The 14143-nt window shown below is 40.2% G+C and carries 12 protein-coding genes; 3 read left to right on the forward strand and 9 right to left on the reverse strand.

From position 1 onward, the window contains the following. Positions 1-40 precede the first annotated feature (40 nt). The 3 genes from PQ461_RS11585 to PQ461_RS11595 form a co-directional block, all read right to left on the reverse strand. Entirely contained in the window at positions 41-1015 is a 975-nt protein-coding gene (locus PQ461_RS11585; protein WP_274205676.1) for a polyprenyl synthetase family protein, read from the reverse strand. A gap of 18 nt (positions 1016-1033) precedes the next feature. Then, positions 1034-3172 carry a ribonuclease R gene (rnr, locus tag PQ461_RS11590; RefSeq protein WP_274205677.1) on the reverse strand — a complete coding sequence of 713 codons (2139 nt, stop codon included), beginning with the start codon at positions 3170-3172 and terminating at the stop codon, positions 1034-1036. A 100-nt stretch (positions 3173-3272) separates the two neighbouring features. Next, on the reverse strand, positions 3273-3971 hold the full coding sequence (locus PQ461_RS11595) for a 3'-5' exonuclease (RefSeq protein ID WP_274205678.1): 699 nt from the start codon (positions 3969-3971) through the stop codon (positions 3273-3275). Between the two features lie 145 nt (positions 3972-4116). On the opposite strand from PQ461_RS11595, the gene PQ461_RS11600 reads away from it, so the two are divergent. Then, positions 4117-4842 (forward strand): glycosyltransferase family 2 protein, encoded by a 726-nt coding sequence (locus tag PQ461_RS11600; protein ID WP_274205679.1) that lies wholly within the window; start codon positions 4117-4119, stop codon positions 4840-4842. Positions 4843-4944: 102 nt separating this feature from the next. Here PQ461_RS11600 and PQ461_RS11605 read toward each other — a convergent pair whose 3' ends face one another. From PQ461_RS11605 to mnmA, 3 genes are all read right to left on the reverse strand, one after another. Beyond that, positions 4945-5349: a hypothetical protein gene (locus PQ461_RS11605; protein ID WP_274205680.1), complete on the reverse strand. Its 405-nt coding sequence runs from the start codon at positions 5347-5349 to the stop codon at positions 4945-4947. 46 nt (positions 5350-5395) lie between these two features. Further along, a complete protein-coding gene (gene topA, locus PQ461_RS11610) occupies positions 5396-7720 on the reverse strand; it encodes a type I DNA topoisomerase (protein WP_274205681.1) in 2325 nt (774 codons plus the stop codon). 119 nt (positions 7721-7839) lie between these two features. Further along, complete coding sequence (mnmA, locus tag PQ461_RS11615) at positions 7840-8928, reverse strand: tRNA 2-thiouridine(34) synthase MnmA (RefSeq protein WP_274205682.1); 1089 nt, start codon at positions 8926-8928, stop codon at positions 7840-7842. A gap of 540 nt (positions 8929-9468) precedes the next feature. Between mnmA and PQ461_RS11620 the strand changes: the two genes are divergently transcribed. Together PQ461_RS11620 and PQ461_RS11625 are read left to right on the forward strand one after the other, a co-directional pair. After that, on the forward strand, positions 9469-10575 hold the full coding sequence (locus PQ461_RS11620) for a D-TA family PLP-dependent enzyme (protein WP_274205683.1): 1107 nt from the start codon (positions 9469-9471) through the stop codon (positions 10573-10575). Between the two features lie 59 nt (positions 10576-10634). Next, a complete protein-coding gene (locus tag PQ461_RS11625) occupies positions 10635-10925 on the forward strand; it encodes a hypothetical protein (RefSeq protein ID WP_274205684.1) in 291 nt (96 codons plus the stop codon). A 111-nt stretch (positions 10926-11036) separates the two neighbouring features. Here PQ461_RS11625 and PQ461_RS11630 read toward each other — a convergent pair whose 3' ends face one another. The 3 genes from PQ461_RS11630 to PQ461_RS11640 are packed head-to-tail and all read right to left on the reverse strand — an operon-like array spanning position 11037 to position 14001. Further along, positions 11037-11789 carry a 3-keto-disaccharide hydrolase gene (locus PQ461_RS11630; RefSeq protein WP_274205685.1) on the reverse strand — a complete coding sequence of 251 codons (753 nt, stop codon included), beginning with the start codon at positions 11787-11789 and terminating at the stop codon, positions 11037-11039. A gap of 3 nt (positions 11790-11792) precedes the next feature. After that, positions 11793-12644, reverse strand: coding sequence for a sugar phosphate isomerase/epimerase family protein (locus PQ461_RS11635; RefSeq protein ID WP_274205686.1), 852 nt, complete (start codon positions 12642-12644; stop codon positions 11793-11795). A gap of 10 nt (positions 12645-12654) precedes the next feature. Beyond that, on the reverse strand, positions 12655-14001 hold the full coding sequence (locus PQ461_RS11640; RefSeq protein WP_274205687.1) for a Gfo/Idh/MocA family protein: 1347 nt from the start codon (positions 13999-14001) through the stop codon (positions 12655-12657). Between the last annotated feature and the right edge of the window lie 142 nt (positions 14002-14143).

Here is a 14143-nt window from a genome sequence, read left to right on the forward strand (position 1 = left end):
GAAAACGCTCGTTAATATTAACAAGCGTTTTCTTTATGCTTTATTTATCGCGGTTTAACAGGCTCTCCGCAAACTCGTATAAATACTGCTTTCTTTCTGTCGAAAGGTTGATATTGTTTAACGCCTCATATGCTGCTGAAGCATATTTCTGCATAGCAAATTCGGCAGCTGCTTTAATGTTGAGGTTGTTATAAATAGCAGTTACTGCCGCGACCTTTTCTGCCGGGTCAAATTGTTTTACTGATAACCAGTAGTCCAGTTGTTGCAGGTTTTCATCTTGCGCGGTTTCCAGCGCTTTAATTAGTAACCATGTTTTTTTATTGGCCATAATATCGCCACCAACCTGCTTACCGAATTTTTCAGGATCGCCGTAAACATCTAATATATCATCCTGTAACTGGAAAGCAATGCCCAACTGCTCGCCGAATGTATAGAGCAAATCGGCATTTGGCTGATCGGCACCGCCAACCAATGCACCAATTTTTAATGCACCACCTAAAACCACAGCGGTTTTAAGCCTTATCATTTCCAGATATTCGTCAAGCTGTACATTTTCCTGCTGCTCAAACTGCATATCAATCTGCTGGCCTTCGCATACAGCTGTAGCGGTAATGTTAAATACTTCCATTACCGGGCGAAGTATAGCATCATTTACCTGCATCATCAGCTTATAGCCTTCAACCAGCATAGCATCACCAGACAAGATGCCAACGTTTTGGTTCCATTTCTGATGCACAGTGGCTTTACCACGGCGCAATGGTGCATTATCCATAATGTCGTCATGCATCAGCGTAAAGTTATGGAACACCTCAATAGCCAGGGCAGGAGGTATGGCTGCGTTAATATCGCCTCCAAACAGATCGGTAGCCATCAGCACCAGTGCAGGGCGCAGGCGCTTACCGCCAATGGATAAAATATAACTTATTGGTTCATAAAGATCGGCCGGGTGACTTGGGTAATTAAGTTTATTAACAGCATCTTCAATTATGATCTGCAGATCTTTTAATGTGGTCATATATATTTTTAGAAAGCGTTAATCGATCACTAATGAGAAATCGATCTGCTTTTTGGTCAAATCTACGTTTTTAACCTTAATCCGGACTTCATCGCCCAGCTGATAAACCTTCTTTTTTCGCTGCCCGATGATCGCATAGTTCTTTTCATCAAGTGTATAAAAATCGTCGGATATATCGCGCAGGCGTATCATACCCTCGCATTTGTTCTCAATGATTTCTACATACATGCCCCAATCCGTAACTCCTGATATAACCCCGCTGAACACAGTACCAACTTGATTTTGCAGGTATTCAGCCTGTTTATATTTTACTGAAGCACGTTCGGCGTCAGCGGCCTTCTTCTCCATCTCAGAACTATGCTGGCAAAGCTTTTCGTAATGCTCGGCATTTGCAGACTGGCCGCCATTCAAGTAATGAAACAATAAACGATGAACCATTACATCGGGATAGCGGCGAATGGGAGAGGTGAAATGCGTATAGTGATCAAAGGCAAGGCCGTAATGGCTGGAGCTTTTAGTAGTGTAAATAGCCTTAGCCATTGACCGTATGGCCAAATGCGTTAACACGTTCTGCTCTTTTTTACCTTCTACATCTTCCATCAGGTAATTCAGTGATTTAGCTATCTCTTTATCATTTTTAGTATTGATACGATAGCCGAAACGGGATGCAAATTGTGCAAAAGAAGCCAGCGCCTCAGGTTTAGGCGAGTCATGCACACGATAAACAAAAGTATACTTGTGTTTGCCTTTACCTTTTTTGCTTACGAACTCGGCAACTTTACGGTTGGCAAGCAACATAAAATCTTCGATAAGCTTATGGGCGTCTTTACGCTCTTTTACATAAACGCCGATAGGTTTACCATGATCGTCCAGCTTAAACTTAACCTCGGTGGTTTCAAAGCTGATGGCACCCATTTTAAACTTCCGCTCACGAAGGACGTAAGCCAGTTCATTTAGTTTTAATAACTCTTCGCTGTGATCGCCTGTCTTATTATCGAGTATATCCTGTACCTCTTCATAAGTAAACCTGCGGTTAGAGTGGATGACTGTTTTACCGAACCATTCATCTACGATGTTTGCCCTTTCATCCATTTCAAATACAGCTGCAAAACACAGCTTATCTTCGTTAGGACGCAAAGAACATAAACCATTAGAAAGTCGTTCAGGTAGCATAGGGATCACACGGTCTACCAGGTAAACAGAAGTGCCGCGGTCAAATGCTTCGCGGTCCAAAGCAGAATCCGGCTCAATATAATGCGCCACATCTGCAATATGTACTCCAACTTCATAATTACCATTTTCAAGCACTTTAAATGAAATCGCATCATCAAAGTCCTTGGCATCAAACGGGTCAATTGTAAAAGTCAGCACGTTACGAAAGTCTCTACGGCGTGCAATTTCTTCTTTAGTAATTACATCTGAAATGGCTTCGGCATCTTGCTCAACCTCTTTGGGGAATGATAGTGGAAAACCATACTCGGCAAGTATGGCGTTCATTTCCGTATCGTTCTCACCCTGTATACCTAAAATATTTTTAATCTTACCAATCGGATTTTTTGCTTCAGGCGGCCAATCGGTAATTTCGGCAACGGCTTTCATGCCATTTTTTGCACCATTTAAACTATCGCCCGGTATAAAAATATCGTGCAGCATTTTACGGTCGTCCGGAACAAAGAATGCAAACCGTTCCGACAGTTTTACAATACCTGTAAACTCTGTTTTAGCACGTTTAATGATCTCTATTACTTCGCCTTCTTTTCGCTTGCCTTTGCTTTTGACATACACATATATCTTTACACGGTCGCCGTTTAAAGCGGTGCGCAGCTTACGGGGAGCTATATAAATATCGCTTTCGTCAGGGTCGTCTGTGATGATAAACGCAGAACCATCGTTAGTCATATCAACGCGGCCTTCAACAAACGTTTTAAGTTCAAGTAATTGAAATTTACCCTTTGAAATTTCTTTTAATACACCATTTCTGGTTTCTTCTTTTAATATATCAAGTATAATTTCCCTCGAATCAGGGTCACGGACATTCAGTTTTGAAGATACTTGCTTGTAATTAAGCGGCTGGTTGCCATTTTGCTCAAACACATCCATGATGAGCTGAGTAAGTACCTGCTTTACCGAATTATTACTGCTTTTCTTTTTTGACATAGATAGTTTACTAACAGGACTAAGATACTCTATTACTTGCCATACAGCAAGCAACAAGTGCTACTATGTAGTAACGTAAATATAGCTCTGCTGTTTAAAGTTATACTATGGTAATTAAATCGTCGGGTATTAATTCTTCACCACGGTATCGTTTCAAGAGTTGTGCTGTAGCAACTACGTCCTTTTGGCAATAAGCACATATACGTTCAAGTTGGTTTTCAACCCAGTAGACGTGGCCTACCATACTGCCATCAATATCATCTTTAGGAGTAGGAATATTAAATATGGCCGCCAGTAAATTTAAAGAAGTGTAGTTTTTATAGTCGCCGCATTTCCATAACTCCATAGTATCCAGGTGCGCTATTTCCCAGGGCTTTTTACCATGTAACTGTAATTGGATAGGCATTGGTACTGCATTGACCAGCATACGACGGCAGATGTACGGAAAGTCGAACTCTTTAGCGTTATGCCCGCAAAGAATCAAATTAGGGCTGACACCGCTAAGCATATGCGCAAAATCGATCAAAAGTTCTTTTTCGTTATGCCCCCCAAAGGATTTCACACGCAAACCACCCGCGGTAGTAAATATGCCAACTGATATGCAAATGATCTTACCAAATTCTGAAAGTATACCAGCGTTGCGGTAATATTCAGCAGCGGTTTCTTCTTTGCGCTGGTATTGTGTTTTCTTGTCCCATAACGTTTGCATTAATGGCGGCATCTCATCAAAACTGGCGTGCTGCGGCACCGTTTCAATGTCAATCACCATGATATTATGCAGATCGTAACTTTCGAGCATTTATATATAATTATGTGTTACAAACTTAGAAAATTAATAATGTTGCTGCGTATTTAATAAGCATAATGAGTATAAAAATCATATATGATATAATTTTTATAATTTTACAACGTATTAGAAATTACATCAACCGTAAAACATTTGCATGAAAATTAACAAATTATCAATTGTAATACCTGCATATAACGAAGCCCGTACCATACATCTTATTCTGAATAAGATCAAAGCAGTAGAATTAATTGATGATATTGAAAAAGAAGTGATTATTGTAAATGATTGTTCTAAGGATGATACCGAACAGGCTATCTCTCGTTATCAGCAGCAAAACCCTGACTTAAATATCCAATACTTTAAGCACGAAGTTAATAAAGGTAAAGGCGCTGCTTTACATACCGGCATTGCAAAAGCTACCGGCGATTATGTGATCATTCAGGACGCTGACCTTGAATACGACCCTGCAGAATATAATGACCTTTTAAAACCAATCTGTAGTGGATTTGCAGATGTGGTATACGGCTCGCGCTTTATGGGCAGCAACCCACACCGTATTTTGTTCTTTTGGCACACGATAGGTAACAGGTGGTTAACATTTGCATCAAACATGTTTGCAAACATGAACCTTACAGACATGGAAACCTGTTATAAGTTATTCGACCGCAAGCTGATACAATCGCTCAATCTTCAGGAAAAACGCTTCGGTTTTGAGCCGGAAGTTACCCTCAAGCTTTCACGCATACCTAACTTACGCTTATATGAAGTGGGTATTTCTTACTATGGCCGTACTTACGACGAAGGTAAGAAAATAGGGTGGAAGGATGGTTTCCGGGCGATATGGTGTATCCTGAAATACGGAATGTTTAAGGCGAAGTAGAAGAACAGGCTGTCATGACGAACTTGTTTCGGCATCTCAAATATAGGTTCTTATGCTAACTTTTTGCTGGGATGCTGAAACAAGTTCAGCATGACAAATCTTTTACTTTATCATCACGCCGGGCTTATTCAAAATTGGAAGCTTAATAAAGTTTGATTCCACTACGCTTTCTGGTAAGAAGATAAACTTCTTATCAAAAATTTCGCGGCCGATGTAATAGCTTAACCAGTACTCGTTGCTTAACCCAAATGTAGCTTCATCTATGGGTTCAATTAAAGCAAATGCTCCTGCTTCAATATGCGGTATCATGTGGCGCAATACAGACGTTTTAACCTGTTCGCCGTTTTTTTCGCCGTAACCTTTTGATGTGATCAGCACGTTTTCAATTGGCTGATCTTTAAGGTTAATTACGTACACATACCATAGCTTGCTTTCTACACTTTCTTTCTCCAATGCTACTGCTATGGCTATATCCTCAACTATATTTTCGGGAAGGTCTTTTTTCATAATTTCTGAACAATATCCGCAAATGCGAAGCTGTTAGTTTTCGCAATTATTTTTTCTTTGCGAATTTCTTGCCAGCTTTCTTAGGTTCTTTCTCCATTGCATCTGCCAGTGCCTTACATTCATCATAAGTAAGGGATTGCGGTTCTTTACCTTTTGGTATCTTAACGTTTAACTTGCCAAACTCGATATAAGGCCCCCAGCGACCGTTCAAAATTTTAACATCCGGATTTTCGTCAAACGTTTTGATCAGCTTTTCAGCATCTTTTTTACGCTTTTCCTGTATAATCTCAATGGCTTGCTGTTCGCTTACATCTAAAGGATCAATACCCTTTGGCAACGAGTAAAATGCGCTGTTGTGGCGTATATAAGGGCCGAACTTTCCGATGGCAACCGTCATATCCTTCTCCTCGAACACACCTACTTTTTTAGGAAGTTTAAATAGCTCAAGCGCATCTTCAAGCGTAATGGTTTCGATCATCTGACCGGCACGCAAACTTGCGTACAGTTTCTGCTCATCGTCATTATCGCCAACTTGTACAAACGGACCGTAACGACCTATGCGAACCGAAACCTTTTTGCCATTTTCAGGATGTACGCCCAAATCGCGTTCACCGCGGGCTTTGTCGGCATTCTGAATAGTGCTTTCCACTTCCTGGTGGAACGGGTCATAAAACTTACGGATCATGTCGGTCCATTCCTTCATGCCCTGAGCAATCTCATCAAATTGCTTTTCAACGTTTGCTGTAAAGTGAAAATCAACTATGCCATTAAAGTACTGAACAAGAAAGTCGTTTACCACGGCACCAATATCAGTAGGAAACATTTTTCCTTTTTCGGCACCTGTGATTTCAGACTTTTCTTCTTTCCTGATCTCGCCGCTCTTTAAGGTCAGTACTTTATAGTTACGCTGTTTGCCTTCACGCTCTTCTTTAACTACATAACCGCGATTTTGTATAGTTGAAATAGTAGGAGCGTAGGTAGATGGCCGGCCAATGCCTAACTCTTCCAGTTTTTTTACAAGGCTTGCTTCAGTATAACGTGCAGGTGGCCTTGAGTAACGCTCTGTAGCGGTCATTTCCTGCAAAGCCAATTGCTGACCTTTGGTAAGCGGTGGCAACATAGCATTATCACCATCTTGCGGGTTTTCCTCATCCTCATCAGATGACTCCAGATACACCTTCAGGAAGCCGTCAAACTTCATTACCTCGCCGTTGGCTACCAACTCCTCACTTCGGGTTGAGATGCCGATACGGGCAACTGTACGCTCAAATTGGGCTTCGCTCATTTGAGATGCAATGGCGCGTTTCCAGATCAGTTCGTATAAACGCTTTTCGGCGGAATCGCCGTCAGTGGTATGTTCGTTAAAATATGTAGGACGGATAGCCTCGTGCGCTTCCTGTGCATTAGCAGATTTGGTTTTGTATTTACGCTGCTGATGATATTGCGGACCGTATGCAGATACAATTTCTTGTGCTGCGGCCTGTAATGCCGTATCAGAAAGGTTAACCGAATCGGTACGCATGTAAGTGATCTTACCCGATTCATATAGCTTTTGAGCAACCGTCATGGTACGCGAAACAGAGAAGCCCAGTTTACGGCTGGCTTCCTGTTGAAGCGTAGATGTGGTAAACGGAGCAGCTGGAGCACGTTTAGCAGGCTTAGTTTCCAGTGAATTAACTGTAAAGTTGGCTGCAATACAATCGTTTAAAAACTTCTCTGCCTGTTCCTGGGTAGAAAAACGTTCGCCTAACTCAGCTTTAAATGCTTCACGGCCTTTACCGAAAATTGCTACAATTTTAAAAGCAGGTTCGGCCTTAAATTTATTGATCTCACGCTCGCGTTCTACGATCAAACGTACCGCTACCGATTGTACACGCCCTGCCGAAAGCGAAGGTTTAACCTTTTTCCAAAGCACTGGGGATAGTTCGAAACCTACTAAACGGTCGAGCACACGGCGTGCCTGCTGTGCATTAACCAGGTTGTAGTTAATTTTACGCGGATTTTCAATTGCACGTAAAATGGCCGGTTTAGTGATTTCGTGAAAAACAATACGTTTTGTATTGTTATCCTTTAAGCCTAAGGTTTCAAATAAGTGCCACGAGATTGCTTCACCCTCGCGGTCCTCATCGGAAGCAAGCCATACCGTTTCAGCTTCCTTGGCAAGTTTTTTCAACTCGTTCACTACCTGCTTTTTATCGGCAGGAACCTCATACTTCTGCTGGAAATTGTGTGCGATATCTATGGCATCTTCAGACTTTACCAGATCACGGATATGCCCATAGCTCGACTTTACAGTAAAGTCTTTGCCCAGATACCCTTCAATGGTTTTAGCTTTAGCGGGTGATTCAACTATCAATAAATTTTTAGCCATTAACGGTCATTTTTCTGCAAATAAACACAAAGAAACTGAAACACAAATTTTGCCGGCAAAAAATGTAACAGTATTTACGATGAAATGATTGGATATGATTTTATATAAGCGCGGTAATTTTACATCAGGAACCCGCCGCCAAGCAGGTCATTACCTTCATAAAATACGGCAGACTGACCAGGCGCAATTCCTGCAACATTGTGCATAAAATCAACTTTCATGTGATCATTCAATTGCTGTATGGTACTTAATGTTCCCGAATCTTTATATCTGATTTTAGTAACAGCTTCCATCGGCTCATTAATATTTTCGTATTTAATGAGGTTAAGGTTGCGAACCCATGCCTGTTTCTTTTCCAATTCATCTTGCGTACCCAGCACTACTGTATTTGTAGCAGGCTCTATACGGGTTACAAACATGGGCTGGCCTAAAGCTATGCCCAAACCTTTACGCTGGCCTATGGTATAAAACGGGTACCCCTGGTGCTTACCTACAACGTTGCCGTTGCTTAATACGAAGTTTCCCTGACCAATTCTGTCATCCAGGTCTTCAACCTTATGGCGGAGAAATGCCCTGTAATCATTATCAGGAACAAAGCAAATCTCATAGCTTTCGCTTTTTTGAGCCAATTCCAACTGACCCATATCTAAAGCCATTTGTCTGATCTCAGACTTGGTAAAACTTCCTAAAGGAAATTTGGTGCGCGCAAGATTTTGTTGAGATACACCCCACAGCACATAAGACTGGTCTTTGTTTTCATCGCGGCCTTTAGAAATTACATACCGACCGTTATCATGCACACGGATGTTAGCATAATGACCGGTTGCAATAAATTCGCAGTCGAGTTTGTCGGCACGTTTTAATAAAGCATCCCACTTGATATGTGTATTACATAAAACACATGGATTCGGGGTACGCCCTGCAAGATATTCGTCAACAAAATTATCGATCACATAATCGCCAAATTCATTACGAATATCTAATATATAATGCGGAAACCCGTAGCCTACAGCTAAAGCACGGGCATCATTAATACTGTCCAGGCTACAGCAGCCGGTTTCTTTACTGCTACCGCCCGATGATGCATAATCCCAGGTTTTCATGGTAAGCCCGATTACCTCATAGCCCTGCTCATGTAACATCACTGCTGCTACTGAACTATCAACGCCACCACTCATGGCTACTAAAATTCTTCCGTGCTTACTCATAATAATTTACAAAGGTAAGCCTTTTATCAGCATTGAAGTTAAGCAAAGCGTCAGTAAGGCGTAAAAAGGAGAGGAGGGACTTTGAAGTTTTAGCAGGTTCAGGCAATTATTGAGGCTTTATGCTGTATAATTTAAACGTGTAGCAAATAATAAAAATTTAAAGAAAATGCTTTAGCTGTATAATTTATTTATCAAAAATACTTTAACCATTTATTTACATTAACACAAATTATTAAATGTTTAATTAATTGTAAAAATGACAGTCGCTATTGAAGATATAATGGCGGCCATTTATATTTGATCGAGCCTCCAATTCTAATAAACTAATGAAAGCTGTCCAAACCCTCACAATCGAACAAAAATTACAATTTGTGATTTTAGTTGCCATTTTTGGTGTTGCCATTGTAAAATATCTTGTATAGTAGCACTAAAATAATTTAAGAAATGCCAGGTGTTTACATTCGTGTAAACACCTGTTTTTATGATAAAGTTATTATACTTGCTGATATACATAACATTCAGCATAATTAACTTTATTAAATGGCCTGGTACGAAATTAACGATATCGATAAAATCGACTCACCTGCATTAGTTATATATCCGGATAGGGTAAAGCGTAACATTACCTTATTAAAAGGAATGATAGACAATATCGCCAGGATACGTACACATGTAAAATCGCATAAAACCAAAGAAGCTGCCTATTTACAAATAGCGGCAGGCATTAATAAATTTAAGTGTGCTACCATAGCCGAAGCCGAAATGCTTGGTATGTGCAAAGCTGCTGATGTGTTATTAGCGTATCAGCCGGTTGGGCCAAAAATTGAACGGTTCATTTCACTGATAGTAAAATATCCGGAAACTGAATTTTCTTGCCTGGTAGATAGTAAACATACAGCCGAAGCAATTTCTGTTGCAGCCTTATCTCATAATTTACAGATACCTGTTTATATCGATTTAAATGTCGGGATGAACCGTACCGGTATTGCGCCAAATCAAGATGCCATTGAACTATATATATACTGTGCACAACTGAAAGGTATAAAAACTATTGGATTGCATGCCTATGACGGCCATATACATGATGCTGATTATGATGTACGCCAAATTAAAGCCGAAGCGATATACGAGCTGGTTATTAATTTACAGGAAAAGATTTTTGAGCTAAGCTCTGTGAAACCGAAGGTAATTATAGGCGGTAGCCCGACATTTCCGATATATGCCTTAAAGCCGGATGTAGAATGCAGCCCTGGTACATTTATATATTGGGACATCAATTATCAGCAATTATTTAAAGAGCAGGAATTTGATATCGCCGCACTATTGGTTGTGCGTGTGGTTTCGCTACCAGATGATACAAAGATCTGCGTTGACCTTGGACATAAAGCAGTTGCTGCCGAAAGTGATTTGAACAAACGTGTAGCTTTCTTAAATGCGCCGCAATTGCAACCGGTTAGCCAAAGCGAAGAACATTTGGTTTTAGAAGCAGGAAAAAATCATCCGTTTAAACCAGGCGATGTTTTATACGGCACGCCGTTTCATGTTTGCCCAACTGTAGCACTGCACAATAGCGGAATTACTATTGAAAATGCAAAGACAACAGGTGAGTGGGTTACAATTGCAAGAAACAGGAAGATTAATATTTGAGTATATAATTGACTATTGATTTATATTTAATTACTTATTTTTAATATAAATCAAAATTTATGGATTCAACAACTTTACTTATATACATCGTTTGTTCGATTGTTACCATATTAGTGGTGAGATTTGTCTTTAGTATTCCAGCTATTATTAAAAACTTAAAAATTCAAACAGCACTGTTAACGCAAATAGCAATAAAAAATGGAGTAAAAGAAGATGTAATTCGGGATATTTATTATAATTCTGACAAGAGCATTGACAGTATAAATAAAAAAATTAAAATTAAAAGAAAATCCGTTACCAACGACAACGATAAGTTAACTAAAGAAGCATTATCTTATCCGAAGGAGTGAGTAAACGTTATAATTAAATTCATTTACTTAACATAATGTTAATTATAAGAATTTAAACTATTTTAAACAACATCATAAAAAAGCGCCCATTTGATGAGCGCTTTATGAAATTTATAAAGTCTTGATTTTAATATTTCTATAACTTACTTCACAACCATGATCCTGCAGTAAGATGTGGCCTTTATCAGCTTCACCAAAATCTTTCCAGACTTTGTATTTACTGATTTTTACCAGATTACGGTATTGCTGAGATTTACGCACATATTCCAAAACCTTAACGCCGTTTAAATAATGCTCAACACGATTATCCGGATAAACGATGATCTTACCGGTGTTCCATTCACCAATTGGCCTGATAGTACTAGCTGGCTTGTTTGCCGGAATTAAATCGTATAACGAAGCCAATTTACGGTCGCCATCGCGGCCAAGCTTTGCATCCGGGTGTACATCATCATCTAATATCTGGTATTCAAGTCCAATGGCCGAGCCATTTGTATTTTCGGCAAGCGTTACAAAATATTTTACGCCGCTGTTAGCACCACGGGTCATTTTGAAATCAAAGGCTAATTCAAACGCGCTAAACTGTTCTTTAGTAATAATATCACCAGCATTCTGCGCTTCAGAACCACCGGAACTTAGAATAGTCAGTGTGCCGTCTTTTACAACCCATCCGTTAGGTTTAGTCGGAAATGTGCTCATGTTTGCGCCAACCCATTGATCGGTATGTTTTCCATCAAACAGTAGATGCCAACCTTCCTTTTTCTCTTTTGCGCTTAACGTGTTTGGGGCTTGTTGGGCAACTGAAACTTTGAATATAAACAGCAATATAATAAATGTAAATAACTGTAAATTAAGTTTTTTCATAGGTTATTTAGTTAATGAGTTTAGATATTTAATACTTAATGGCACCTGCGCTACAGATGCGCTGCTTTCGTCTTCAATGTAGTAGTGCTTCACTCCTGCTTTTAAAGCTGCTTTAATTACAGCAGGAATATTGATTTGCCCCTGCCCTAATACCACATCATTTTCTTGTGACGTACCACCAGACATGTTACCTGTAACGCCTTTTTTTAAGTCTTTTAGATGCAATGCCTTATAGCGCTTGCTATACTTATTTAACAAAGCAGCAGGATCTTGACCTGGGAAATAAGCCCATAAAATATCAAGCTCCAGGCTTACATATTTGGGATCGGTGTTTTTTACGATGTAATCATATAAAGTACCGTTCTCATAAGGTTCAAATTCAAAACCATGATTATGGTAAATAAAGGTAAGGCCATACTGTTCCTTTAAAATCTTACCGTATTTATTAAAATCAATGATTGCCTTCCCGGCATTTTGTAAGGTAAATGTTCCCTTATGTGGTATACCGGCTACTCTAACATATTGCGCACCAAGTATTTTAGCAACCTTAGCTACATCTTCAGTTTTATTCACCAGGTCATCATAGCTAACCCCGTAGGACGAGCACTTTATGCCCCTTTCGTCTATCAGTCGCCTTAACTCTTCGGGCGGTGTTTTAAATAGGTTTGAGAATTCGATATCGGTAATACCGTTACGTTTTACAATGTCCAGCGTAGCAGGAACATTTCGCGCAAAACTGTCTCTGTAAGTGAATGAAACAATTCCCGGCGATTCCGGAAATAACAGCTTTTGTGCGTGGGCTGTATCTATAGTAAAAAGTGTTGTGACGAACAAAAATGATAGTATTCTCTTCATGCTGTGGCAATTAAACTTTAGGTTCCCATCCTGGTTCATAAGTACGGCTCCAAAGCTTTTGTGCCTCTGCATCATTTAAAATATGTCCTGTATTAGGATCAACCTTTATATCGCGGCCCAAACGCCAGGCAATGTTACTGATCTGCATACCGACGATACTTTTATGGCCAATTTCTACATCGCAGTTAGGCCTGCGGTTGTTACGTATGGCATCTAAAAAGTCGGCAACATGCAGGCTATCCATACCCAGGCTAACACTTGCCGTGTTTCTGCCTTGCACAGTATCTTCTTTGCCGCTTGATTTTACCTCTTTTATCAGCTTTCCATCAATATCATAAACCTTATAGCTGTCGCCGCCGGTATCTAAGCTCCCGTTCTCACCATAAAAGATAATGCCGCGATCGCTGCCTTCAATTTTCCTTCCGTTTGAGCTGCGGCTCTCCCACATAATCGACTTACGATCTGGAAAATCCATAGTTACAACTTGTGTATCAGGCGTTTGCCAGTCGTCTTTAAATTCATACCTGCCGCCGATGGAGGTTACTCTTGTCGGATACTCAACACCTAAACCCCAACGTGCAACGTCCACCTCATGTGTACCGTTGTTCAAGGCTTCGCCGGTTCCCCAATGCCAAAACCAGTGCCAGTTATAATGTATCAAACCATCCTGATAAGCCATCCGTGGTGCAGGGCCTTGCCATAAGTCATAATTCAACTCCGCCGGAACAGTACCTGGCTTCAAGTAAGTTGCTTTGCGGTTATTAGTATACCATGTTTTGGCAAAGTACACGCGGCCTATAATGCCGTTATGTAACTCATTGATGCCTTGTGTAAGTACTGGTGCCGACCGGCGCTGCGCACCCATTTGTACTACCCTATTATACTTACGCGCTGCTGCAATGGCAAGCTCACCCTCATGCGGATTATGGCTCAAAGGCTTTTCTACATAAACATGCTTGCCCGCCTGGCAACCCATAATGGTTAAAGGGGCATGCCAGTGGTCGGGTGTTGCGATGTAAATGGCGTCAATATGTTTGTTAGCCAACACTTTACGGCAATCACCTTCAGTAGTTGGTGCGTAAGCCTGACCAGCATCGGTAACCGCCTTAACAGCTTTTGAAAATACACGGGTATCTACATCGCAAACGCAAGATACTTCATGATTTTTTTGCTTTGTAAAAGTGCCGGCCATACTGGTACCCCTTCCGTTTAACCCAATAATAGCGGTATGGATACGATCATTAGCACCAATAATATTTCTGTAGTTTTTTGCACTTACTGAAAACAATTTGCTATCGCCAGCTAAACTTGCGGTGGTTAAAGCCATTTTCTTTATGAAATGCCTTCTTTTTTCCATTAATAGATATTTAGGATTTAGATAATTGGTTATAAGTAACGGATACTTATAAATTAAAGTTAAACATCTCTTTTAATTATACATTAAATAAATTAAAAATTTATTTTGAATAGCTACTGTAGCTTGTAATAATTATAAGATT

It is taken from the genome of Mucilaginibacter sp. KACC 22063 (assembly GCF_028736115.1).
Taxonomy (GTDB): domain Bacteria; phylum Bacteroidota; class Bacteroidia; order Sphingobacteriales; family Sphingobacteriaceae; genus Mucilaginibacter.